The sequence below is a fragment of the Blastococcus sp. KM273128 genome (assembly GCF_021698975.1).
In the GTDB taxonomy this organism is placed as follows: domain Bacteria; phylum Actinomycetota; class Actinomycetes; order Mycobacteriales; family Geodermatophilaceae; genus Blastococcus.
In genome coordinates this window covers 1-22,367 of record NZ_SSXA01000069.1, presented here as the reverse complement: position 1 = coordinate 22,367, position 22,367 = coordinate 1, and the positions used below count along the sequence as shown (strand labels likewise).

The window sequence follows — 22,367 nt, the reverse complement described above, 5'->3', positions numbered from 1 at the left end:
CCGACTGGACCGACCCGTCCCGCCCCCTCGACGAGCGCGTCCGCCACCTGATGGCGCACATGACGCTCGAGGAGAAGGTCGCGCAGCTCTACGGCGTGTGGACGGCGATCGGCGAGGGCGAGGACGTCGCGCCCAACCAGCACGAGTTCAGCGAGCCCCTGCCGCCGTGGGAGGAGCTGACCAAGCCCGGCCTGGGGCAGCTCACCCGCGTGTTCGGCACCGCCCCGGTCGAGCCGGTCACCGCGGCGCGGGTGCTCGCCCAGACCCAGCGCGACCTGGTCGCCGGCTCCCGGCTCGGCATCCCCGCGATCGCCCACGAGGAGTGCCTGGCCGGGTTCACCGCCTGGCAGGCCACGGTGTTCCCCGTCCCGCTGGCGTGGGGCGCCTCGTTCGACCCGTCGGTGGTGGAGCGGATGGCCGCCGCCATCGGGGGCCAGCTGCGCTCGGTCGGGGTGCACCAGGGCCTCTCCCCCGTCCTCGACGTCAGCTTCGACGCCCGCTGGGGCCGGACCGAGGAGACCATCGGCGAGGACCCGTACCTGGTCGCCGTCCTGGGCACCGCCTACACCCGCGGGCTGGAGGGCAGCGGCGTCGTCGCCACGCTCAAGCACTTCGCCGGGTACTCGGCCTCCGGCGCCGGGCGCAACCACGCGCCGGTCCACCTGGGGCCCCGCGAGTTCGCCGACGTCGTGCTGCCGCCGTTCGAGATGGCGCTGCGCGAGGGCGGCGCCCGCTCGGTGATGCACTCCTATGCGGCGGTCGACGGCGTGCCCCCGGCCGCCGACGACGCGCTGCTCACCGAGCTGCTCCGCGGCACCCTCGGCTTCGACGGCGTGGTGGTGGCCGACTACTTCGGGGTCTCCTTCCTCCAGTCGACCCAGGGCGTCGCCGGGTCCCCGGGCGAGGCGGCGGCGCTGGCCCTGGCCGCCGGCGTCGACGTGGAGCTGCCCACGGTGCGCTGCTACGGCGAGCCGCTGCTGGAGCTCATCCGCACCGGTGCGGTGCCCGAGGCGCTGGTCGACCGCGCGGTGGAGCGGGTGCTCCGGCAGAAGGGTGAGCTCGGGCTGCTCGACGCCGGGTGGGACCCGGAGCCCCCCGCGCTGCGCGACGGCGAGCTGGACCTCGACCCGCCGGAGCTGCGCGCGCTGGCGCGGACCATGGCCGAGCGGTCGGTGGTCCTGCTCGACAACGGCGGCGGCGTGCTGCCGCTGCGCGACCCGTCGTCGGTCGCGGTCGTCGGGCCGTGCGCCGACGAGGTGCACTCGCTGATGGGCTGCTACGCCTTCCCCAACCACGTCGGCGTGCAGCACCCCGACGTCCCCCTCGGCATCGAGCTGCCCACCCTGCTGGAGGCGGTGCGCGGCGAGTTCCCCGGCGCCGCGGTCACCACCGCGCAAGGCTGCCCGGTGCAGGAGCCCGACCGGAGCGGCATCGCCGAGGCGGTCGCCACCGCGGCGGCCGCCGAGGTGTGCATCGCCGTCGTCGGCGACGTCTCGGGGCTCTTCGGCCGCGGCACCTCCGGTGAGGGCTGCGACGCCGACGACCTGCGGCTCCCCGGCGCGCAGGCCGAGCTGCTCGAGGCCCTGCTGGGCACCGGCACGCCCGTGGTCGTCGTCGTGCTGAGCGGCCGCCCCTACGCGCTGGGCGAGGTCGCCGGCCGCGCCGCCGCGGTGGTGCAGGCGTTCTTCCCGGGCGAGGAGGGCTCCGGTGCGGTCGCGGGCGTGCTGTCCGGCCGGGTCAACCCGTCGGCCAAGCTGCCCGTGCAGGTGGCCCGCACCCCCGGCGGCTCCCCCGCCACCTACCTCAGCCCGGCCCTCGGCCGTGCCGGCGGCATCAGCTCGGCGGACCCCACGCCGCTGTTCCCCTTCGGCTTCGGGCTGTCCTACACGACCTTCACCCTGGACGACGTCCGGCTCGACGGTGCCCGCCTCGGTGAGACGCCGGCCGAGGTGCCGACCGACGGGTCGGTCGAGGTGTCGTGCACGGTGACCAACACCGGCGACCGGGACGGCGCCGAGGTGGTGCAGCTGTACCTCTCGGACCCGGTCGCGAGCGTGGTGCAGCCGGTGCGCCGGCTGATCGGCTTCGCCCGCGTGGAGCTCGCCGCCGGCGCGACGGCCCGGGTCTCCTTCCAGGTGCACGCCGACCGCGCGGCGTTCACCGGCCGGGACCTGCGCCGCGTCGTCGAGCCCGGCGAGCTGGTGCTCTCGGTCGGCACCTCGAGCGAGGACCTGCCCCTGCGCGCCCCGGTGCGGCTGACGGGGCCGGAGCGGGAGACCGGCGCCGACCGCGTCCTCACCACCCCCGTGCGGGTCGAGCCCGTCCGCTGAGCGGCGGTCCGGTCAGCGCGCGCCCCGCAGCCGGGCGCGCGCCGACCGGACCAGGGCCTCGGCCACCCGGTCCAGCGGCGCGGAGTCCAGCCGCCACCGCTGCCAGTGCAGCGCCACGTCGACCGCACCCGCCGGGTCGAACGGGCGGACGGCGCCGCTCGCGACCGCCCCGAGCTGCAGCTCCGGCAGCATGCCCCACCCGAAGCCCAGCGCCACCGCGGTGAGGAAGTCCGCCGACGAGGGCACGTGGTGCACCGGCAGGTCCGCCGTCGAGGGCAGGTGCCGCCGCAGATAGGCGTGCTGCAGGTCGTCGCTGCGGTCGAAGACGACCACCGGCGCCCGCGCCAGTGCCGCGGGGTCGGGGCCGTCGGGGAGCCAGCGGTCGAGGAAACCCGGGGCCGCGCACGGCAGGTAGCGCATGGTGCCCAGCGGGGTGACCCGGCAGCCGGCCACCGGCTCGGCGTCGGAGGTGACCGCACCCATGACGGTGCCGTCGCGCAGCAGCGCGCTGGTCCGGCTCTGGTCGGCGCTGTGCAGGTCCAGCCGCAGCTCACCGGCCAGGGGGGCCAGCGCCGGCAGGGCCCAGGTGGCCATCGAGTCGGCGTTCAGCGCCAGCGGGACCACCGGCGCCCCGGCCCCGGCGGGGTCGAGCGTCCGGCCGGTGTCGGCGACGAGCAGGCCGACCTGGCGCGCGAGGCGCAGCACCGGCTCGCCGGCGGCCGTGACCGTCGCCGGCCGCCCGCGCCGCACCAGCACCCGGCCCGCGGCCTCCTCGAGGGCGCGCAGCCGCTGCGAGACCGCCGACGGGGTCACGTGCAGCTTCCGTGCCGCCGCCTCGAGGGTTCCCTCGTCGACGACCGCGACCAGGGTGCGCAGCTGCGCCAGATCCACGTCCACGGACAGCGATGCTAATGACGGTCAAGGAACCTGAGCTGGACTGCTGGTCGCGCCGTCCCTAGCGTGCTGGGACGTGACGACGGGACTGCTGGCCGCGGTGGCCGGGCTGGGGCTGGGGCTCTCGCTCATCGTGGCCATCGGCGCGCAGAACGCCTTCGTGCTCCGGCAAGGGCTGCGCGTCGAGCACGTGCCGGCGGTCGTCGCGGTCTGCGCGGTCTCCGACGCGGTGCTCATCCTCGCCGGGGTCGCGGGCAACTCGTGGCTGAGCACGCGCCTGCCCGACGCGATCACCGTCGTCCGGCTGGCCGGGGCCGCCTTCCTCCTCGGGTACGCCGTGCTGGCGGCCCGCCGCGCGCTGCGCCCGTCGTCCATCGCCGTCGACACCGGCGGCAGGGGCACCGGCCTGGCCGCCACCGTCGTGACCTGCCTGGCGCTGACCTGGCTGAACCCCCACGTGTACCTGGACACCGTGCTGCTGCTGGGTTCGGTGGCCGACAGCCACGGCGACCGGCGCTGGTGGTTCGCCGGGGGTGCCGTGGTCGGCAGCCTGGTCTGGTTCGGGGCGCTGGGCTACGGCGCGCGGCTGCTCCGCCCGCTGTTCGCCCGCCCGGCGGCCTGGCGGGTGCTGGACGCCGGGATCGCCGTCGTCATGGCCGTCCTCGGCCTCGGCCTGCTCGCCTCCGCGCTCTGAGCCGGCCGGCCGGTCAGAGGCCGACGAGCTCCTCCAGCGCGCCGACCTCCTGGCGGGTCAGCTTCCGGATCGAGCCGCTGCGCATGCGCTGCAGCTGCACCGGGCCGACGGCGGTGCGGGTCAGCCGCGAGACCGGCAGGCCGACGTGGGCGAGCAGGCGGCGGACGATGTGCTTGCGCCCCTCGTGCAGCACCACCTCGACCACGGACTGGCCGGCGTGGGTGTCGACGACGGTGAAGGAGTCGACCTTCACCGGGCCGTCCTCGAGCTCCACCCCGGCACGCAGCCGGCGGTGCAGGTCCCGCGGCACCGAGCCCGACACCTGCGCCAGGTAGGTCTTGCGCACGCCGTAGGACGGGTGCGCGAGCCGGTGGGCCAGCTCGCCGTCGTTGGTGACCAGCAGCAGGCCCTCGGTGTCCTGGTCGAGGCGGCCGACGTGCACCAGGCCGGGGGCCAGGTCGCCCACCATGTCGCCGATGGTCGGGCGGTTGCGGTCGTCGCTCATCGCGGTGATGACGCCGGCGGGCTTGTTGATCGCGTAGGTGACGCGGTCGTCGCGGACCTCCAGCCGGGCGCCGTCCACCGCGATCCGGTCCACCAGCGGGTCCACCCGCATGCCCTGCACCCGCACTAGCTCGCCGTTCACGCTGATCCGGCCGGCGTCGATCATCTCCTCGACGACCCGGCGGGACGCGACACCGGCCCGGGCCAGCACCTTCTGCAGCCGCTCCCCCTGGCGCTCGTCGGCGGCGCCGGTGGACGGCCGGTCCCCCGGGTGCGCCGGGGCCAGCTCCATGTCCTCCGACCAGCCCTCGCCGGCCGCGGTGGTGCTCTCGTCGTTCGGGGTCGGCGTGTTCATCGCCGACCAGTGTCCCATCCCCCGGTGCCGGGCCCCGCCCGCCTGCGGAGCTTCCCCGGCCGCGCCTGCCGGGTCCCCCGGCCTGCCCGGCGCGGACGACGGCCGGCGCCCCCCCGCCGGGCATCCCGGGCCCCGAACGCCCGGCGGAGGGACGACGCCCCCGGGACACATCACGCGTCGGGGTGACCCGTGGGCAGCGATCACGGTGCGGTGCGCCGGTGGCAGCAGGATGGCGCCGTGGAGCGCACCCGGCGGACAGGTCTGGGGCTCGCGGCGGCCGCCGCGGCCCTGTGGGGCTTCTTCGTCGTCGCCCTCGTGACCGGTGACCCGGCCGACGGCGCCACCATCGGCGCGGGGCTCGCCGCGCTGCTCGCCTTCGGGCTGTCGGTGGCTGCACTGGTCGTCCTGCTGGCCTCGCTGCGCTCCGCCGGGCCCGCCGTCCGCCCGCGAGGCCGCGACGCCCGCGTCGGGGCGCCGCTCGCCGTCGTCTCCCTCGTGCTCTTCGCCGTGGTCTGGGTGGCCGGCGCCGGCCTCGCGGACGAGGGAGCGGGCGCCGCGGTGCTCGCCGCCCTGGGCGCGGGCATCGTGACGTTCCTGGCCGCGACGGCCTGCTTCCTGCCGCCGCGCCGCAACTGACCCGTCGCGCTCCCCGGGCGCCCGCTCAGGCGTCGGGGTGCTCCTCGAGGAAGGTCGCCGTCTCCGGCAGCAGCGGCGCGAGCTCGGGCAGCTCGGCGAGGCTGGCCAGCCCCAGCCGCTCCAGGAACAGCGGGGTGGTCGCGTACAGCCCGCCACCGCTGTCGGGGTCGCTGCCCACCTCACGCACCAGCCCGCGCGCGAGCAGGGTCCGCATGACGCCGTCCACGCCGACCCCGCGGATCGCCGACACCCGCGCCCGCGTCACCGGCTGCCGGTAGGCGATGACGGCGAGGGTCTCCAGCGCGGCCTGGGTGAGCCGGCTGCGCTGCCCCTCGCCGAGGTACCGCTCGACGACGCCGGCGTGCTCCTCCCGCGTGTAGAGCCGCCACCCCTCGCCCACCCGGCGCAGCGTGATCCCCGCCGAGCGCTCGTCGTAGGCCGCGGCCAGGTCGGCCAGCCCCTGCCGCACCTGCTCGGGCCGGCAGCGGAGCGCGGCGGCCAGCGTCTCCTCGTCGACCGGGTCGTCGACGACGAAGAGCAGGGCCTCCAGACCGCCGCGCAGCTCGTCCGGGTCCAGCAGCACCGCGGGCTCCGGCTCGGGCTCGGGCTCCGGCTCGGGCTCGGGTGCTGGCTCGGTGGCCGGAACCGGCGCGGGCGCCGCGAGGACGGCGAGGTCCTCGACCGGCACCGCCGGCACCGGCTGCTCCTCGACCGGCCGCTCCGCCACCCGCGCGGCGAGCTCGGAGGCGACGGCGTCCCAGGCGGCGGGGTCGGCGTCCCCGCGCTCGGCCGCCTGCTCCCGCGTGGCGGCCAGCTCGGCGGCCAGCGCCTCCCAGGAGAAGGGGGCGGGCTCCTGGCCGGGGCGGTCCTCGGTCACCGGTACTCCTCGTCGGCATCGGGGGCCGGGTCGCCGGCCGGGTCGGGGACGGACTCGCCGGTCCACCGCACGTGCAGCTCGCCCAGCGGCGTGAGCTGCTCGAAGACCACGCGCTGCTGGCGGTACAGCTCGAGCAGCGCGAGGAAGCGGGCCACCACCTCCAGGGTGTGGCCGCAGTCGGCGGTGAGCGCCCGGAAGCTCGCCGTCCCCGCCCGCAGCAGGTGGTTGCGCACCAGGAGCAGCTGCTCGGAGACGCTCACCGGCGGCGCGTGCAGGTGGGCCACGCTGACCGTCTCCGGGGCCTTGGGCGCCAGGGCCCGCGCGGCGAGGGCGGCGAACTGCTGCGGCGTGACGCCCAGCAGCACCTCGGGCACCAGCTCGGCGAACCGCGGTTCCAGCGCCGCCTCGCGCGCGAACCGGCGGACCGCGCCCGCCTCGCGCTCGCGCAGGAACGCCGCGGCCTGCTTGTAGGCCTTGTACTGCAGCAGCCGGGCGAACAGCAGGTCGCGCGCCTCCAGCAGCTCCAGGTCGTCCTCGTCGTCGACCTCCGCCGCCGGCAGCAGGCGGGCCGCCTTGAGGTCCAGCAACGTGGAGGCGACCACCAGGAACTCGCTCGCCTGGTCGAGGTCCAGCTCGTCGCCGAGCGCGCGCAGGTGGGCGATGAACTCGTCGGTGACCTGCGACAGGGCGATCTCGGTGACGTCGAGCTTGTGCTTGCCGATCAGCTGCAGCAGCAGGTCGAACGGCCCCTCGAAGTTGGTCAGCCGGACGGTGAAACGGGCAGGAGCGGCCCCGCCGGCCTGGTCGGCCGGCGGGACCGCTCCGCTGCTCCCGCTCACGAGCACCTACCGTAGGCGGCCCTCCTGCGGGGACCCGCCGCGAGCCTGCGAGTGGTGAGGGGCAGGAGGGTCCTCCTGCTACTTCTCCCGCAGCCGGCGGACCAGGACGGCGTCCTCGCCGCGCTCGGCCAGGTCGGCCAGCAGCACCGACACCGCCTCCCGCACGATCCGGCCCCGGTCGGCGGCCACCCCGTGGTGCGCGCGCAGCGTGAGCCGCGCCGACTCCAGGGCGAGCAGCTCCTCGGCGGAGATGTAGACGGTGATCTTCTCGTCGTGCTTGGTGCGCTCGGTGCGCCGGGCCGGCTTGCCGCGGGTGGCGATCCGGGGCTGCAGCACCGGCGCGGGTGCGGGCTCGGCCGGGGCGGCCCGGAAGGCGGCGAGGTCGTCGTCGGCCGGCTGGGCACCGCCCGGCACGAGGGTGAGCGACGCGGCCGCCTCGGCGGGCGACTCCCCCACCCGGCGGGCGGCGCTGCGCAGCGCCGGCGAGCTCGCCGGCGTGGGCAGGCTGGGCAGCTCGGTGACCTCGGGCACCGAGGTGGTGTCGGTGCGCCGGAACAGCTCCGAGGCACCGGGCAGGACAGGCCGCCGCGTCACAGGGCCAGCACCTCCTTGGCGAGGTCGCGGTACGCCGAGGCGCCCGACGACGTGGGCGCCCACGTGGTGATCGGCTGGCCGGCGACGGTGGTCTCCGGGAACCGCACGGTGCGCTGGATGACGGTCTGGAACACGGTGTCGCCGAAGGCCTCGACGACCCGGCTGAACACCTCCCGGCAGTGCACGGTCCGGGAGTCGTACATGGTGGCGAGGATGCCGTTGATCTCCAGCGACGGGTTGAGCCGCTCCTTGACCTTGTCGATCGTGTCGACCAGCAGGGCCACGCCGCGCAGCGAGAAGAACTCGCACTCCAGCGGGATGACCACGCCCTGCGCGGCGGTGAGCGCGTTGACCGTCAGCAGGCCGAGCGAGGGCTGGCAGTCGATGAGGATGTAGTCGTACTCGTCCACGACGTCGGCGAGCACCCGCAGCAGCGTCTGCTCCCGCGCGACCTCGCTGACCAGCTGCACCTCGGCGGCGGAGAGGTCGATGTTGCTCGGGACCAGGTCCAGGCCGGGGATGTCGGTGTGCACCCGCACGTCGCGCAGGCTGGTCCGCCGCTCCATGAGCGCGTTGTAGATCGTCCGGTCCAGGTTCTGCGCCGGGACGCCGAGGCCCACCGACAGCGCACCCTGCGGGTCCAGGTCGATCAGCAGCACCTTGCGCCCGAACTCCACCAGCGCGGCACCCAGGTTGATCGTCGACGTCGTCTTGCCGACGCCGCCCTTCTGGTTGCACATCGCGATGACGCGGGCCGGGCCGTGCTGCGTCAGCGGCTTGGGGTCCGGCAGCTTGCGCTGCCGCGCCCGCGCCGGGTCCTGCCGCATCGCGGCCGCCCCCATCTCGGGGTCGGTGTCGTGCGGGCGCGCGACGGCAGAGGCCGCGTCCGCTCGGATCGCCATGGGTTGTCGCCTCCAGCTCGGTGCCCGACCGGACGTTCCGGGTGCGGCCAGCCGTCCTGTCCGCTCGGGTGACGAGGACGCTAGGGAGATGGAGGAAGGTTCCCAAGGCGGCGCGCCGTCGACCTGTCGACATGGCGACGAATGCCAACCACTGTGACTGCTCAAGCCGAGTAGGCGGCAAGAGCTGCCCAACTCATCCGGCTTCGGCTGTCAGGTCAGGGCGCGGGGGTGGCTGGTCGCGTAGACCTCGCGCAGCCGCTCGACGGTGACCAGCGTGTAGACCTGGGTCGTCGTCACCGAGGCGTGGCCGAGCAGTTCCTGCACGACGCGGACGTCGGCGCCGCCGTCGAGCAGGTGGGTCGCGAAGCAGTGCCGCAGCGTGTGCGGCGAGATCTCGCCCGTGAGCCCGGCGCGCTCGGCCGCCGTCCGGAGGATCGACCAGGCGCTCTGCCGGGACAGCGGCCCGCCGCGCACGTTGAGGAACAGCGCGCCGCCCCGGACCCCGGCACGGCCGTTCGCCGCCAGGGCGGGCCGCGCGCGCACCAGGTACTCCTCGACGGCGCGCAGGGCGTAGCTGCCGACCGGGACGACGCGCTCCTTGCCGCCCTTGCCGGCCAGCCGCACGGTGCTCTGCCCGCGGTCGAGGTCGTCGACGGCGAGCCCGACCGCCTCGGAGATGCGCGCGCCGGTGCCGTACAGCACCTCCAGCAGCGCCCGGTCGCGCAGCCCGCGCGGCCCCTCCAGCGAGCCGGCCGCCTCGATCAGCGCGACGACCGACTCGACCGGCACCGCCTTGGGCAGGCGGCGGGCCGGCGTGGGCGGCCGCACCTCGTGGGCGACGTCGTCGGGCACCAGGCCGTCGAGCAGGGCGAACCGGTGCATCCCGCGCACCGCCACCACCGCGCGAGCCGCCGAGGTCGCCGACAGCGGCGGGTGGTCGTCGTCGCCGCGGCGCAGCGCGGCGAGGAAGCCGGCGACGTCGGACTCCGCCACCTCGCGCAGCCCCCGGACGCCCGCCGTCGCCAGGTACTCGGTGTAGCGGCGCAGGTCGCGGCGGTAGGAGGCGATGGTGTTGGCCGCCAGCCCCCGCTCCACGGTGAGGTGGTCCAGGTAGCCGGTGACGACCCGGTCGACGTCGGGGCCGGCGGACAGCGCGCTGGTCAGAACGACACCTCCTGGAGCGGGACTGCGGCCATGCCGTGGGCCTCGGCGACCTCGGGCAGCACCACGCTGCCCGAGGCGACGTTGACCCCGTGCGCGAGCGCCGGGTCGCGGTGGACGGCGGCGGCCGTGCCCTCGGCGGCCAGCGCCATGACGTAGGGCAGCGTGACGTTGGTGAGCGCGTGCGTCGAGGTGTTGGGCACCGCCCCCGGCATGTTCGCCACGCAGTAGAAGACCGAGTCGTGCACCCGGAAGGTCGGGTCGTCGTGCGTGGTCGGCCGGGTGTCCTCGAAGCAGCCGCCCTGGTCGACGGCGATGTCCACCAGCACCGACCCCGGCTTCATCCGTGACACCAGTTCGTTGCTGACCAGCACGGGCGCCTTGGCCCCCGCCACCAGCACGGCACCGATCACCAGGTCGGCGTCGAGCACGGCGCGCTCCACCTCGTAGGCGTTGGAGGCGACGGTCTGCAGGTGGCCCTGGTAGATGCGGTCGGCGGCCCGCAGCTTGTCGATGTCGCGGTCCATGACGACGACCTCGGCCTGCATGCCCAGGGCGATCGCCGCGGCGTTCATGCCCGAGACGCCGGCGCCGATCACCACCACCTTGGCGGCGTAGACGCCGGACACCCCGCCGAGCAGCACCCCGCGCCCGCCGTGCGCCCGCTCCAGGCAGTGCGCGCCCACCTGCGGGGCCATCCGCCCCGCCACCTCCGACATGGGGGCCAGCAGGGGCAGCGTGCCGTCGGCCTTCTGCACGGTCTCGTAGGCGATCGCCGTCGTGCCCGAGGCGACCAGCGCGTCGGTGCACTCCTTGGACGCCGCCAGGTGCAGGTAGGTGAACAGCGTCTGGCCGGCGCGCAGGCGGTCGTACTCCTCGGCGATCGGCTCCTTGACCTTCAGCAGCAGATCCGCGTCGGCCCACACGTCGTCGGCCTCGGCGACGATCCGGGCGCCGGCGGCGGTGAAGTCGGCGTCGGGGATCGAGGAGCCCTCCCCCGCCCCCCGCTCCACCAGCACCTCGTGGCCGGCGCGCGCCAGCTCCGTGACGCCGGCCGGCGTCAGCGCCACCCGGTACTCCCGGTTCTTGACCTCTCGAGGAACTCCGACCCGCATCGCTGGCTCTCCTGGTCCCGGCGGGCCGCTCCCGAGGGTGACGGGCCAGCCCACCACGTCGTGGGCCGCCCGGTCGGGGCGGGCCTCGCCGGAGTGTAGGCACGCCGACCGGCGTCGTCCCGGGCCGGAAGCCGTTTCGTGACCGTCCCGGTCCGCCGTCGCCACCGGCGCCGGGCTGCCGGGAGCGCCCGGCTGGCCCACGATGGCGGGGCCACCACCTCTGGAGGAGGACGCCACCCCATGCGCCTGTACGCCGAGCACCCCGCCCTGCGGGCGCGCCAGCTCGCCGCCGACGTGGGCTTCCTGGTGTGGGTGGTGGCCTGGGTGCTGGTGGCCCGGGCCGCGCACGGCGCCGTCCTGCTGCTGGCCGCTCCGGGGCGCGCGGTCGAGGACCTGGGCCGGTCGGTCGCCGGCTCCATGGACTCGGCTGCGTCGGCCGCCGAGGGCGTCCCGCTGGTCGGCGACGAGCTGGCCGCGCCGTTCTCCGCCCTGTCGGGCGCCGGCGGCTCGGTCCGCGGCGCCGGGCAGTCGGCGCAGGACGCGGTGGAGACGCTGGCGACGATCCTCGCCGTCGTCCTCGTGCTGCTGCCCGTCGGCTGGCTGCTGCTGCGCTGGCTGCCCTGGCGGCTGCGGTGGGCCCGCGACGCGGGTGCGGCCGGCCGCCTGGCCGGCAGCGGCGCGGGGCTGGACGTGCTCGCCGTCCGGGCGCTGGCCCACGCGCCGCTCCCCCGGCTGGCCGCGCTGCCGCCCGGCACGGGAGCGGCCTGGCACGCCGGGGACCCGGTGGCAGCGCGCGCCCTGGCCGCCGTGGAGCTCGACCGGCTCGGCCTCCGGCCGCCGGGCTGACCGGCGCGGCCCGCTCCCGGCCGCGTGGTCCGTCACGCCGGGGTGCGGCCCCCCACCGGCGCGTCAGCCGGCGTCGGCCGGGCGCAGCCGCGGCCCGGCCGCGCGGACCTGGGCGGCGGCGAGCAGCCCGACGACGGCGGCGACGTTGCGGATGCCCCCGTCGAAGACCCGCTGCACCGCGTCGGCCAGCAGGACCCGCTCGACGGTCATGTCCAGCTCCTCGTGCTCCGCGGTGAAGCCCTCGGGGCGGTCGACGTCGGTGAGCTCCTCGGCCAGGTACACCAGCACCTGCTCGTCGCAGAACCCGGGCGAGCTGTAGTGCGTGGTGAGCAGCGACCAGCGGGCGGCGGAGAGCCGCACCTCCTCGGCGAGCTCGCGCTGCGCCGTCGCCAGCGGCGGCTCGCCGTCGGCGTCCCGCAGCCCGGCCGGCAGCTCCCAGAGGTAGCCGCCGACCGGGTGCCGGTACTGCCGCAGCAGGACGACCTCGTCGGCGTCGGTGAGGGCCACGACCGCCACCGCACCCGGGTGGCGGACGACCTCGCGGACGCTGTCCCCGCCCCCCGGCATCGCCACGGTGTCCTTGACCAGGCTGATGACCCGGCCCTCGTACGCCGGCTCCGAGGAGAGGACCCGGTACTCGTGGGCGTCCGGCTGCCCGTCGCCCATCAGATGCCGACCTTCTCCGCCTCGTCCACGGGCACCGGCAGCCGCGCGGACTCCTGGTAGTCGACGGCGGCCTGCACGAACGCCGCGAACAGCGGGTGCGGCCGGGTCGGGCGGCTCTTCAGCTCCGGGTGGGCCTGCGTGCCGACGAAGAAGGGGTGCGCCTCGCGGGGCAGCTCGGCGAACTCCACCAGCAGGCCGTCGGGCGAGGTGCCGGAGAAGACCAGGCCGGCCTCGCCCAGCCGGTCGCGGTAGGCGTTGGCCACCTCGTAACGGTGCCGGTGCCGCTCGGTGATCTCGGTGGACCCGTAGGCGGCGGCGACCACCGAGCCGTGCTGCAGCGCCGCGGGGTAGCTGCCCAGGCGCATCGTGCCGCCCATGTCCCCCCGGCCGGCGACGACGTCGAGCTGGGTGGCCATGGTGGAGATGACCGGGTCCGGCGTCTCGGGGTCGAACTCGGCGGAGTTCGCCTGCTCCAGGCCGGCGACGCTGCGGGCGTACTCGATCACCATGCACTGCAGCCCCAGGCACAGGCCCAGGGTCGGGATGCCGTTGGTGCGGGTGAACCGGATCGCGCCGAGCTTGCCCTCGATGCCGCGCACGCCGAAGCCGCCGGGGATGCACACGCCGTCGACGCCGGCCAGCGCCTTCTCCGCGCCCTCGAGGGTCTCGCAGTCGTCCGAGGGCACCCAGCGGATCTGCACCCGGCTGCGGTGGGCGAAGCCACCCGCCCGCAGCGCCTCGGTGACCGACAGGTAGGCGTCGGGCAGGTCGATGTACTTCCCGACGAGGGCGATCGTGACGGTCTGCTTCGGCGCGTGGACGCGGTCGAGCAGGTCGCCCCACACCGTCCAGTCCACGTCGCGGAAGGGCAGGCCCAGCCGGCGGACGACGTAGGCGTCCAGGCCCTCGCGGTGCAGCACCTTCGGGATGTCGTAGATCGACGGCGCGTCGGGGCAGGAGATGACACCCTCGGCGTCGGTGTCGCACATCAGGCTGATCTTGCGCTTGAGGCCCTCGCTGATCTCCCGGTCCGAGCGGCAGACCAGGGCGTCGGGCTGGATGCCGATGCTGCGCAGCGCGGCGACCGAGTGCTGCGTCGGCTTCGTCTTCAGCTCGCCCGACGGCGCGATGTAGGGCACCAGGGAGATGTGCAGGAAGAAGCAGTTGTCCCGGCCGATCTCGTGGCGCACCTGGCGGGCGGCCTCGAGGAAGGGCAGCGACTCGATGTCGCCGACGGTGCCGCCGATCTCGGTGATGACGACGTCGACGCGCTCGGCGCTGTCCGCACCGGCGAGGATGCGCGCCTTGATCTCGTTGGTGATGTGCGGGATGACCTGCACCGTGTCGCCGAGGTACTCCCCGCGCCGCTCCTTGGCGATCACGTCGGAGTAGACCTGGCCGGTGGTCACGTTGGCCCGGCCGGAGAGGTCGGTGTCGAGGAAGCGCTCGTAGTGACCGATGTCCAGGTCGGTCTCCGCGCCGTCCTCGGTGACGAACACCTCGCCGTGCTGGAACGGGTTCATCGTGCCCGGGTCCACGTTGAGGTAGGGGTCGAGCTTCTGCATCGTGACGCGGAGGCCACGGCTGGCCAGCAGCGTGCCGAGCGAGCTGGCGGTCAGCCCCTTGCCGAGCGAGGAGACGACCCCGCCGGTGACGAAGACGAACTTCGTCGGCTGGTTGTTGTGGAGCAGGAGGCTGCTACCCGAGTGATCACGTGTTCCCGACGGTCGATCCACGGGAGACGACCGTAACACGGTCGGGGCCCGCCGCCCGGCCGGCGTGCGGAGCGCCACCCACGGACTCCCCCGTCCCGGTGGGGCCGGGGTCCGGGCCGACGGCCAGCCACACCAGCAGCGGCACCAGCAGGGCGGCCGCGGTCGCCGGCAGGGCGACGCCGGAGTCGTTGACCGCGGCCCCGATCGCCAGGCTCAGCGCGACCGACAGGAGCGCGGCGCGCAGCACGGCGGCGTCCGCGAGCGGCAGGCCGGCCGGGCCCCGCGGTGCGCGCCCCGGACCTGGGCGCACGCTGCGCAGCGGGCCGCCGGGGCGCAGCAACCAGACGGCGGCGACGAGCGCGACCGGCAGCATCCAGGCCAGCGGGCTGCCGAGGAGGATGCCGATGTTGGCCTGCGCCTTCCGGCTGATGACGGTCCAGGCCTCGCCGGTGAGCACCTGCTCGACGAACCTGCCCAGGTGGCTGCGGTCCGTCGGCGCGCGGAGCCAGTCCAGCACCGCCATGGTGCTGACGGCGACCACCGCCGCGACCAGGATCGCGCCGAGCCGGGCGACGGTGACCCGTACCCGCGCGAGCAGCATCGCCAGCAGCAGGAAGCCCGGGAGCGCCCCCAGGACGCCCCCGAAGTCGCGGCCCAGCGACGGCGCCCCGGTGATGACGACGACGATCAGCCCGGCGCCCAGCACGACGGCGGCCGCCCGGCGGTGCGCCCGCGCGTCCGGCGAGCGGCGCCCGACGGCGGCGGCCAGAGCAGCGGTGACCGTCAGCGCGCTCACCGACAGCAGCCCGAACGTGAGGTTGCCGTAGCCGGTGAACCGCCCGGCGACGACCGCGTCGTAGCCGAGCGGCCCGTTCAGCTCCAGCGGCGAGCCGGTGACCACGTCGCCGACGAGGGTGACCAGGGTGATCGCGAGCACCGCGAGCGCCGGGCCGAGCCGGCGCCGACGCCAGGGGCCGAGCGCGGCGACCGCCAGCACGGCCAGGTCGGCGACGGCCACCGCGGTGAGCAGGGCGGCCAGCGGCGCGTCGGCCCGTTCCCAGGGGACCGCGCCCGCCAGGTAGGTGGCCACGGGCAGCCCGGCGGCGGCCAGGCACAGCAGGCGCAGCGCCCGCCGCGCCGGTGGCCAGGTGCCCGGGCGGGCGCCGCGCCGCCCGCTGCCGACCACCAGCACGCCCAGCCCGACGACGGCCGCGCCGACGACGACGAAGGTCCAGAAGAAGACGCCGGTGTTGCGGTGGTGGGTGATCGCGGCGACATTGACCAGCTCGAGCTCGTCCACCGCCTGCGCCAGCGGCGGCCGCTCCCCCGTGCTCCGCCACGGCTGGCCGTTCATCGACGCCGGCGGATCGAGCCCCAGCGCGCGCAGCACGGTCGGGGCGACGTCGATGAGCTGCACGAAGGGCACCCGGCCGGTGCTCGCCGAGGTCAGCCACCCGGTCTCGAACCCGGGGCCGGCCGCCATGCCGACGTGCAGCTGCGGCCGGCCGTCGTTGACCTCGGAGATGCCGGCCAGCAGGAGCAGGGTCTCGCCGGGCAGCGCGTCGAGACCGGCTCGCAGCCGGCCGAGCGCCTCGTCGATCCGGGCCAGCGCGGCGGCGCGGGGCTGGGGCCGGGTGCCGTCGTCGGTGGGCTCGGCACCGGGGGCGCCGGCGTCCGCGAGCCGGTCGAGGGAGACCAGGGTCAGCGGGCAACCGGTCAGCAGCTCGACCAGCTCGTCCGGCTCGGCGGGCAGGGTCGGGACGGTGGTGAGGGGCACCCCGTCCGCGGCCACGGCGAGGGCGGCGGCGCGGCCGGAGACCGCGGCGCAGCCGACGGCCTCGCCCAGCGCGCCGGGTTGCGCGCCGAAGCGGACGGTGCCCTCGTCCTCGGCGATCCGGGCGACGGTCGCCTGCGGGTCGCCCAGGGCCACCGCGGCCACGCGCTCCTGCAGCCCGCAGCGGGTGAGCGAGGTGTCCATCCGGGGTTCCTCGGGCACCTCGCCGTCGGCCGGCGTGCCCTCGCCGTCGGCATCGGGGGCCGCGGGGTCGGGCAGCGTGGGCAGCGGCACCGGGGGCAGCCCCTCGTCGGTGCCCGGGAACCGCGCCCGGTTCCCCGCGCCGAGCGTGGCCCAGCCGTCCAGGACGCAGGTGGTGGACCGGGCGGCGCGCACCGACGTCGCCCCGATCGCCGACTCCTCCGCGAGCGCCCACAGCTGCGGGGTCGCCGCAGGGTCGACGTCGGCCCAGGTGAGCCCCGGGACGCCGACGACGACGACGCGGTCGGCGGCGTGGTCCTCCGCGCCCGCGGCCGCAGCGGCCGTGCCCGGCAGCCCGACGAGCAGCAGCGCGAGCAGGGCTCCCAGCGCGGCTGCGCGGCGGGCCCAGCGCGCGCCCGGCCCGCTCACGGCGCAGGCCGGGCCGGCGGCGTCCCGAGCAGCTCCCGGTAGATGCCGGCCAGCTGCGCGGCCGTGCCCGCCTCGTCGGGCCAGCCGGCGGCCTGCCGCAGCCCCGCGGCGGCGAGCTCGGCGGCGTGCGCGCTGTCGCAGAGCACCCGCACCACGGCCTCGGCCAGCGCCACGGCGTCGCCCACCGGGACGAGCTCGGCGGCCTCGCCCAGCAGCTCCGGCAGCCCGCCGGTGCGGGTGGCGACCAGCGGCACGCCTGCCCGGAGCGCCTCCTGCGCGGTGAGCGACCGCGCCTCCCAGCGCGAGGGCAGCACGCACACGTCCGCGGCCCCCAGCAGGTCGCCGACGTCGTCGCGGCGGCCCAGCAGCGTGACCGGCAGCGCCTCGGCGCGGATGCGGCGGGAGAGCTCCCCCTCCAGCGGCCCGTCCCCGGCGATGACGACGGAGGGCACCGGGCGCACCCGCTGGTCGGCCGACCAGCGGGCCACCGCGTCGAGGAGGACGTCGTAGCCCTTCTGCGGGTGCAGGCGGCCCACGGCGACGACCAGGGCGCGGTCGTCGTCCAGCCCGAGAGCGGCGCGGACCTCCGCCGGTGTGCGCGTCGCCGGGGGCAGCGGCGGCGCCGAGACCGGGGCCACCCGCACGTCCCGGGCCCCCAGCCGGCGGGCGTTGTCGGCCAGGTCGGCCGAGGCGGCGAGCACCACGTCCGCGGCGCGCACGGTGGCCCGCTCGGCGCGCTCCAGCACCCGGCGCCGCAGCCCGCCGCCCTCCGGCAGGGCGTTGTGCAGCGTGAGCACCAGCGGCACCCGGCCGCCGGCGAGCCGGCGCGCGGCCGCGGCGACCAGCCCGGCCCGCAGGCCGTGGGCGTGCACCAGGTCGCTCCCGGCCAGCGCACGGCGGAGCGCCTGCACGGCGCGCGCGTCCGCGGCCGGGGCCAGCCCGGCGGAGATCTCCACGGGGGTGAACCGGGCGCCGCGGCCGCTGAAGTCGAACAGGGTGTCGGTGGCGGCCGGGCCGCAGACCGCCACGTCGGCGCCCGCCGCGCGCAGCGGCTCCACCAGCGACCGGACGTGGGTGCCCACCCCGCCGGTGCTGGTGGCCAGCACCTCGGTGAGGCAGCGGCCCCGCAGGAGCGGCTCAGCCACTGCGCACCTCCTGCTCGCCCGTCGACCGCAACTCCCGGAGCGCCCCCACCAGCTGCGCGCGGGCCGTCCCCATCATGACCGCCAGCGCGACGGCCAGCACGACGCCCCCGACGGCGACGCCGGCACCCAGCGCGGCGGCCAGCCCGCCGGGCACCGGGTCCGCGCCGAGCACCCGGGCCAGCCACAGCCCGGCCCCGCCGGCCAGGACCGCCGCCAGCACCGCGGCCGGGCCGCTGCGGGACAGGCCGTGCAGCGCCGGCCGGCCGGCCACCCGCAGCACCACCGCCAGCAGACCGGCCCCGGCCACGGTCACGCCGAGGGTGTGCCCGAGGGCCAGCGCCGCCGCCCGGTCCGCAGCGGGCAGCACGGCGGCCAGGACGACGTCGGCGGCCACGGCGAGCAGCCACCCCCCGAGCACGCAGACCGTCGGCGCCTTCCACAGGCCCCGGGCGTAGAGCGCACGGGTGAGGACGGCGACCAGCGCGTAGCCGAGCAGGCCGGGCGCGAAGGCGACGACCGCGTCCCGCAACGCGGCCACCTCCCGGTCGGCGCCGCCGGCGAAGAAGACCCGGGCCACCGGGCCGGCCGCGGCGACCAGCGCGGCGGTGGCGACGGCGGAGGCGGCCACGGTGAGCACGACCACCGGCGCCAAGGCACGCCGGTAACCGGTCTCGTCACCGGACTCGGCGCGCTCGGCCAGGCCCGGGTAGGCGGAGGTGGCCAGCGGCACCGCGAGCGCCGCCCACGGCAGCAGGAAGACCGTCAGGGCGGCGGCGTAGACGACCTGCGTACCGGCGGGCGCCCCGCTGTTGGCCAGCCGGATCGCGACGGCCGCCAGCAGCTGCTGGCCGGCGAGGGTGAGGACGCCGGCCACGGCGAGCCGGCGGACCCGGGGGGCAGCGCCCACCGGGAAGCGCAGGGACAGGCGAAGCCCCAGCCGCAGCCCCCGCAGCGGCACCAGCAGGCTCAGGCTGAGCGCCACCACGCCGAGCGTCGTCCCCACCCCGAGCACGAGCTCGGCGGGCGTGGAGAGCGCGGCGACCTCCTGCCCGCCACCGATGGCCGCGAACGCCAGGTAGGCCGCCGCCACGACGACGCTGGACAGCAGCGGGGCCAGCGCCGGGCCGGCGAAGCGCCGGTGCGCCTGGAGCACGCCGGTGAGGACGATGCCGATGCCGTAGAGGACCACCTGCGGGGCGAACACCAGCAGGAACCGGGCGGCCAGCGCCACCTGCTCGGGGTCCTCGCCGCCGAGCAGCAGCCGGGCGATCGGCTCGGCCAGCAGCGCGAGCAGCACCGCCAGCGGCACGAGCAGCAGCAGGGTCCAGCCGAGCAGGGCCGAGGCGGTCCGGCGTACCTGCTCGCGGTCCCCCGCGGCGATGCCCCCGGCGAGCATGGGGACGACGAGGCTGGCCAGCGCACCGCCGGCCACCACCTCGAAGACGATGTTCGGGACGTTGTTGGCCGCGAGGTAGGTGTCCCCTGTGGTGCCGGGGCCGACCGTGTTGGTGAAGACCAGCGTGCGCCCGAACCCGGCCAGCCGGGCCAGCACGGTGAGCACCGCGATGAGCGCTGCGGCACCGGCCACCCCGCGGGCCACCTGCCGGCCGGTCACGAGGAGCGGCGGCCGAGGCGGTCCAGTTCGCGCAGGCCCGGCGTGGCCTCGATGACGCGGGTGAAGCTGACCCGCTCGCTGGCGAGGGTGAGCCCGGTGACCACGGCGAGGGTGGCGGCCCGGGCGCCGCGCGGGCCGACGGCGGCCAGCCGCAGCCCCAGCAGCGCGCCGAGGGCGTTGGCCCCGCTGTCGCCGAGCATCACCCGCTCGCCGAGGTCCTCGGGGAGCACGGCGAGGGTGGCGCCGAGCGGGCCGGCGGCCAGCCCACCGGCGGGCCCGCCGACTCCGGCGGCGGCGGCGAGGACGCCCGCCTTGGCCGCGCGGCCCGGCCGCAGGTCCAGCAGGTTGAGCAGGTTCGCCGTCCCGGCCACGAGCCCGGTGGTGAGGACGCCGTCGGCGAGGGCGCCGGCCCCGCGCCCACCGCCCCGGGTGAGCAGGGCGGCGGTCGCGGCGGCGGCACCGATGCCGGCGACCTTCACCGCGCCGGCGGACACCCGGCCCTCCCGCAGCGCGCGCAGGTGACCGGCGAGCCCCTTGTCCCGGGCCTGCTCGGGCCGGGCGCCGGCGAGGTCGTCGTACCCGCCGACGAGGCCGGAGGCGGCGCCGACCACGACCGCCGCGGCGCGGGCGCCGGGCGGGGCGCCGAACGCGGCGGACGCCGTCGCCGCCACCGCGAGCGCCGGCCCGCCGAGGAGGCTGACCGGGCGGCCGGCGTAGTTGGTCCGCCGCCACGGCGCACCGGCGGAACCGGCCGCCAGCCGGGCGGCCGCCGCCAGGGCGCCGCGGGCCGCCCCGGCGCCGCCGAGGGCGAGCAGCGCGGTGCGCCGGGCGCTCACTGGGCGGCGACGGGCAGCGGCGGCACCGGCTGGGCGTCCTCGCCGGTCCCGTACATGCCCGAGGTGCCCTGCGACTCCTGGCCGAGCGCGAGCACGGTGCTGATCCGGCCGACGACGGTGGCGATGTTGTCCACCGTGGAGACCGAGGAGGCCAGCGCCGGGTCAGCGCGCACCGCGCCGATCAGCCCGTTCGGGCGGGCAGAGGGTACGTCACCGGCGATCACCGCGCCCCGGCCCTGCTCGTCCAGCGCGGTGGCCAGCGCGACGAGGGCGGCGTTGCGGGTCTCGGCGTCGTCGCCGGTGAAGCCGCTGCCGGTGAGCAGCACGGCGTGGTCGGCCGGGGTGACCGACGCCCCCTCGGGGACGAGCACGTCCAGCGAGCTCAGCCCGGCCAGCACCGAGGAGATCGCGGCGGTGTCGGGCGCCGGCCCGTCCGGCGGGACCATCAGGACCTGGGCCAGCAGCGAGGCGACCAGCACGCCGGTGTCGCCGCTCTCGGGCAGCTGCAGGCCCGCCGGACGCCCCGGGCCGGTGACGAAGCTCTGCAGCGCCGCCCCGGTGGCCGGGTCGGTGTACTCGGGCTGCAGCCGCACCACGCCGCTGACCGAGCCGCCCGCCTCGCCGATGAGCGCGCTGACCGCCTCGACCGTCTCGGGGGTGACGGTGTCGTTGGTGGGGACTAGCAGCACCGAGCGGTCGGTGAGCGTGCCGTCGACCAGGGCGGGGCCGACGGCCTCCTCGAACTCCTCCGAGGTGTCCAGCTGGGCCTCCAGCTCGCGGGTGCGGTCCTCGAGGTCGCGCTTGTCCTGCTCGAGGGCGGCGACCTGGTTCTCGATGTCGGCGAGGATCGGCTCGTTGAGCGCCGTCGTCCCGATGACGATCCCGAGCGCGACCGCGAGGAAGACCGCGATCAGGGAGACCAGGTGGTAGCGGAAGTCGATCACGCGAAGAGGTTCTCCAGCCAGAACACGAAGCTGTTCCATTGGTCGAGCAGCAGGTCCAGGTAGACGCGCCCGGCCGCGGACAGGGCCAGGGCCGAGCCGATCGCGACGAAGGCGGCGATCACCAGGACCACGAGCGCGGTGGTCGAGATGCGGCTGCGGTAGAGCCGGCTGACGCCCTTGGCGTCGACCAGCTTCCCGCCCAGCCGCAGGCGGGTGAGGAACGTCGAGGCCATGCCCCCGCGCCCCTTGTCGAGGAACTCCACGAGGGTGGCGTGCGTGCCGACGGCGACGATGAGGGTGGCGCCCTTCTCGTCGGCCAGCAGCATCGCGATGTCCTCGCTGGTGGCGGCCGCGGGGAAGGTGATGGCGTCCACCCCGAGGTCCTGCACGCGGGCGAGCCCGGGCGCGCGTCCGTCGGCGTAGGCGTGCACGACCACCTCGGCGCCCGAGCGCAGCACGTCGTCGCTCACCGAGTCCATGTCGCCGATGATCATGTCCGGCGAGTAGCCGGCCTCGACCAGCGCGTCCGCGCCGCCGTCCACGCCGATGAGGACCGGGCGGTAGTCGCGGATGTAGGAGCGGAGGGCGTGCAGGTCCTCCTTGTAGTCGTAGCCGCGGACGACCACGAGGACGTGCCGGCCCTCGATCTTCGTCGCCACGTCCGGGACGCCGACGCCGTCGAGCAGGAGCGCGCGCTCCCGCTTCATGTACTCCATGGTGTTGGCGGCGAACGCCTCCAGCTGCACGGAGAGCCCGGCGCGTGCGTCGGCCATGGCGGCGGCGACGGTGCCGGCGTCGTGCTCGGTGCCCTCGGCGAGCACCGTGCCCTCGGCGTCGACGAGCCGGCCGCCCTCGAGGCGGACCTCGGCGCCCTCCTTGACCTTGGCGAAGACGTCCTTGCCGACGTCGTCGAGCAGGGGGATGCCGGCGTTGATGAGGATCTCCGGGCCCAGGTTCGGGTAGCGGCCGGAGATGCTGGGGGCGGCGTTGACGACGGCGGCGACCTTGCAGCCCACCAGGGCGTCCGCGCTCACGCGGTCGATGTCGACGTGGTCGATGACGGCGATGTCGCCGGGGCGGAGCCGTTTCGTCAGGTTCTTGGTGCGCCGGTCCAGGCGGACGGTGCCGGCGGTGCCGGGACCCGCGTCCTGTGCCCGGCCGCGGCGGGCGGTGCCGATGCGCATGACATCGCATGCTGCCACGCTCGGCGGTCGGGCCGATCATCCGACGCGCCTCGGCAACGCCCTGGTCACGCAGCGTGTCCGACACCACCTGGGGCCGACACGCCGGGCGCG

Annotated in this window: 20 protein-coding genes; 4 read left to right on the top strand and 16 right to left on the bottom strand. The window is 76.4% G+C overall.

Features of this window, described 5'->3' with window-relative positions; all coding sequences use genetic code 11:
* A partial coding sequence (locus E9529_RS16940; protein WP_236832442.1) for a glycoside hydrolase family 3 N-terminal domain-containing protein occupies positions 1-2,330 on the top strand: 2,330 nt, incomplete at its 5' end.
* A 12-nt stretch (positions 2,331-2,342) separates the two neighbouring features.
* Here the strand turns inward: E9529_RS16940 and E9529_RS16935 are convergent.
* Positions 2,343-3,227, bottom strand: coding sequence for a LysR family transcriptional regulator ArgP (locus E9529_RS16935; RefSeq protein WP_236832441.1), 885 nt, complete (start codon positions 3,225-3,227; stop codon positions 2,343-2,345).
* 73 nt (positions 3,228-3,300) lie between these two features.
* On the opposite strand from E9529_RS16935, the gene E9529_RS16930 reads away from it, so the two are divergent.
* Complete coding sequence (locus E9529_RS16930; protein WP_236832440.1) at positions 3,301-3,918, top strand: LysE family transporter; 618 nt, start codon at positions 3,301-3,303, stop codon at positions 3,916-3,918.
* Positions 3,919-3,931: 13 nt separating this feature from the next.
* On the opposite strand, the gene E9529_RS16925 is transcribed toward E9529_RS16930, so the two are convergent.
* Entirely contained in the window at positions 3,932-4,777 is an 846-nt protein-coding gene (locus E9529_RS16925; RefSeq protein ID WP_236832445.1) for a pseudouridine synthase, read from the bottom strand.
* A 237-nt stretch (positions 4,778-5,014) separates the two neighbouring features.
* Between E9529_RS16925 and E9529_RS16920 the strand changes: the two genes are divergently transcribed.
* Positions 5,015-5,413, top strand: coding sequence for a hypothetical protein (locus tag E9529_RS16920; RefSeq protein ID WP_236832439.1), 399 nt, complete (start codon positions 5,015-5,017; stop codon positions 5,411-5,413).
* A 25-nt stretch (positions 5,414-5,438) separates the two neighbouring features.
* Here the strand turns inward: E9529_RS16920 and scpB are convergent, their stop codons facing one another.
* From scpB to ald, 6 genes are all read right to left on the bottom strand, one after another.
* A complete protein-coding gene (gene scpB / locus E9529_RS16915; protein ID WP_236832438.1) occupies positions 5,439-6,290 on the bottom strand; it encodes an SMC-Scp complex subunit ScpB in 852 nt (283 codons plus the stop codon).
* Positions 6,287-7,129 (bottom strand): ScpA family protein, encoded by an 843-nt coding sequence (locus E9529_RS16910; protein WP_236832437.1) that lies wholly within the window; start codon positions 7,127-7,129, stop codon positions 6,287-6,289. Before E9529_RS16910 ends, scpB begins: the two co-directional genes overlap by 4 nt.
* Positions 7,130-7,207: 78 nt before the next feature.
* Positions 7,208-7,723: a hypothetical protein gene (locus E9529_RS16905; protein WP_236832436.1), complete on the bottom strand. Its 516-nt coding sequence runs from the start codon at positions 7,721-7,723 to the stop codon at positions 7,208-7,210.
* A complete protein-coding gene (locus E9529_RS16900; protein WP_255709329.1) occupies positions 7,720-8,625 on the bottom strand; it encodes a ParA family protein in 906 nt (301 codons plus the stop codon). Before E9529_RS16900 ends, E9529_RS16905 begins: the two co-directional genes overlap by 4 nt.
* 210 nt (positions 8,626-8,835) lie before the next feature.
* Positions 8,836-9,777, bottom strand: a complete 942-nt coding sequence (gene xerD / locus E9529_RS16895; RefSeq protein WP_255709334.1) for a site-specific tyrosine recombinase XerD — start codon at positions 9,775-9,777, stop codon at positions 8,836-8,838.
* Positions 9,778-9,785: 8 nt separating this feature from the next.
* On the bottom strand, positions 9,786-10,901 hold the full coding sequence (gene ald / locus E9529_RS16890; protein WP_236832434.1) for an alanine dehydrogenase: 1,116 nt from the start codon (positions 10,899-10,901) through the stop codon (positions 9,786-9,788).
* 240 nt (positions 10,902-11,141) lie between these two features.
* Here ald and E9529_RS16885 point away from each other — a divergent pair, with 240 nt between their 5' ends.
* Positions 11,142-11,747, top strand: a complete 606-nt coding sequence (locus E9529_RS16885; RefSeq protein ID WP_236832433.1) for a hypothetical protein — start codon at positions 11,142-11,144, stop codon at positions 11,745-11,747.
* A 63-nt stretch (positions 11,748-11,810) separates the two neighbouring features.
* Here the strand turns inward: E9529_RS16885 and E9529_RS16880 are convergent, their stop codons facing one another.
* The 8 genes from E9529_RS16880 to steA are packed head-to-tail and all read right to left on the bottom strand — an operon-like array spanning position 11,811 to position 22,256.
* A complete protein-coding gene (locus tag E9529_RS16880; RefSeq protein ID WP_236832432.1) occupies positions 11,811-12,413 on the bottom strand; it encodes an NUDIX hydrolase in 603 nt (200 codons plus the stop codon).
* Positions 12,413-14,104: a CTP synthase gene (locus tag E9529_RS16875; RefSeq protein WP_236832443.1), complete on the bottom strand. Its 1,692-nt coding sequence runs from the start codon at positions 14,102-14,104 to the stop codon at positions 12,413-12,415. The genes E9529_RS16880 and E9529_RS16875 overlap by 1 nt, the downstream gene beginning before the upstream one ends.
* 19 nt (positions 14,105-14,123) lie before the next feature.
* The gene (locus E9529_RS16870) at positions 14,124-16,532 is read right to left on the bottom strand and encodes a hypothetical protein (protein ID WP_236832431.1); all 2,409 of its coding nucleotides are present in this window, start codon (positions 16,530-16,532) and stop codon (positions 14,124-14,126) included.
* Complete coding sequence (locus E9529_RS16865; protein ID WP_236832430.1) at positions 16,529-17,677, bottom strand: glycosyltransferase family 4 protein; 1,149 nt, start codon at positions 17,675-17,677, stop codon at positions 16,529-16,531. Before E9529_RS16865 ends, E9529_RS16870 begins: the two co-directional genes overlap by 4 nt.
* Positions 17,670-19,265 carry a murein biosynthesis integral membrane protein MurJ gene (gene murJ / locus E9529_RS16860; protein ID WP_236832429.1) on the bottom strand — a complete coding sequence of 532 codons (1,596 nt, stop codon included), beginning with the start codon at positions 19,263-19,265 and terminating at the stop codon, positions 17,670-17,672. The genes E9529_RS16865 and murJ overlap by 8 nt, the downstream gene beginning before the upstream one ends.
* Before the next feature lie 23 nt (positions 19,266-19,288).
* Positions 19,289-20,128, bottom strand: a complete 840-nt coding sequence (locus E9529_RS16855) for a hypothetical protein (protein WP_236832428.1) — start codon at positions 20,126-20,128, stop codon at positions 19,289-19,291.
* Entirely contained in the window at positions 20,125-21,072 is a 948-nt protein-coding gene (locus E9529_RS16850; RefSeq protein WP_236832427.1) for a copper transporter, read from the bottom strand. The genes E9529_RS16855 and E9529_RS16850 overlap by 4 nt, the downstream gene beginning before the upstream one ends.
* Complete coding sequence (gene steA, locus E9529_RS16845; RefSeq protein WP_236832426.1) at positions 21,069-22,256, bottom strand: putative cytokinetic ring protein SteA; 1,188 nt, start codon at positions 22,254-22,256, stop codon at positions 21,069-21,071. Before steA ends, E9529_RS16850 begins: the two co-directional genes overlap by 4 nt.
* Positions 22,257-22,367 lie beyond the last annotated feature (111 nt).

What these genes read in the sequence shown, in the direction of transcription:
- E9529_RS16925 (WP_236832445.1), bottom strand. Translation starts at nt 4,777, where the DNA reads ATGAACACGCCGACCCCGAACGACGAGAGCACCACCGCGGCCGGCGAG.
- E9529_RS16900 (WP_255709329.1), bottom strand. Translation starts at nt 8,625, where the DNA reads ATGGCGATCCGAGCGGACGCGGCCTCTGCCGTCGCGCGCCCGCACGAC.
- ald (WP_236832434.1), bottom strand. Translation starts at nt 10,901, where the DNA reads ATGCGGGTCGGAGTTCCTCGAGAGGTCAAGAACCGGGAGTACCGGGTG.
- E9529_RS16885 (WP_236832433.1), top strand. Translation starts at nt 11,142, where the DNA reads ATGCGCCTGTACGCCGAGCACCCCGCCCTGCGGGCGCGCCAGCTCGCC.
- E9529_RS16880 (WP_236832432.1), bottom strand. Translation starts at nt 12,413, where the DNA reads ATGGGCGACGGGCAGCCGGACGCCCACGAGTACCGGGTCCTCTCCTCG.
- steA (WP_236832426.1), bottom strand. Translation starts at nt 22,256, where the DNA reads ATGCGCATCGGCACCGCCCGCCGCGGCCGGGCACAGGACGCGGGTCCC.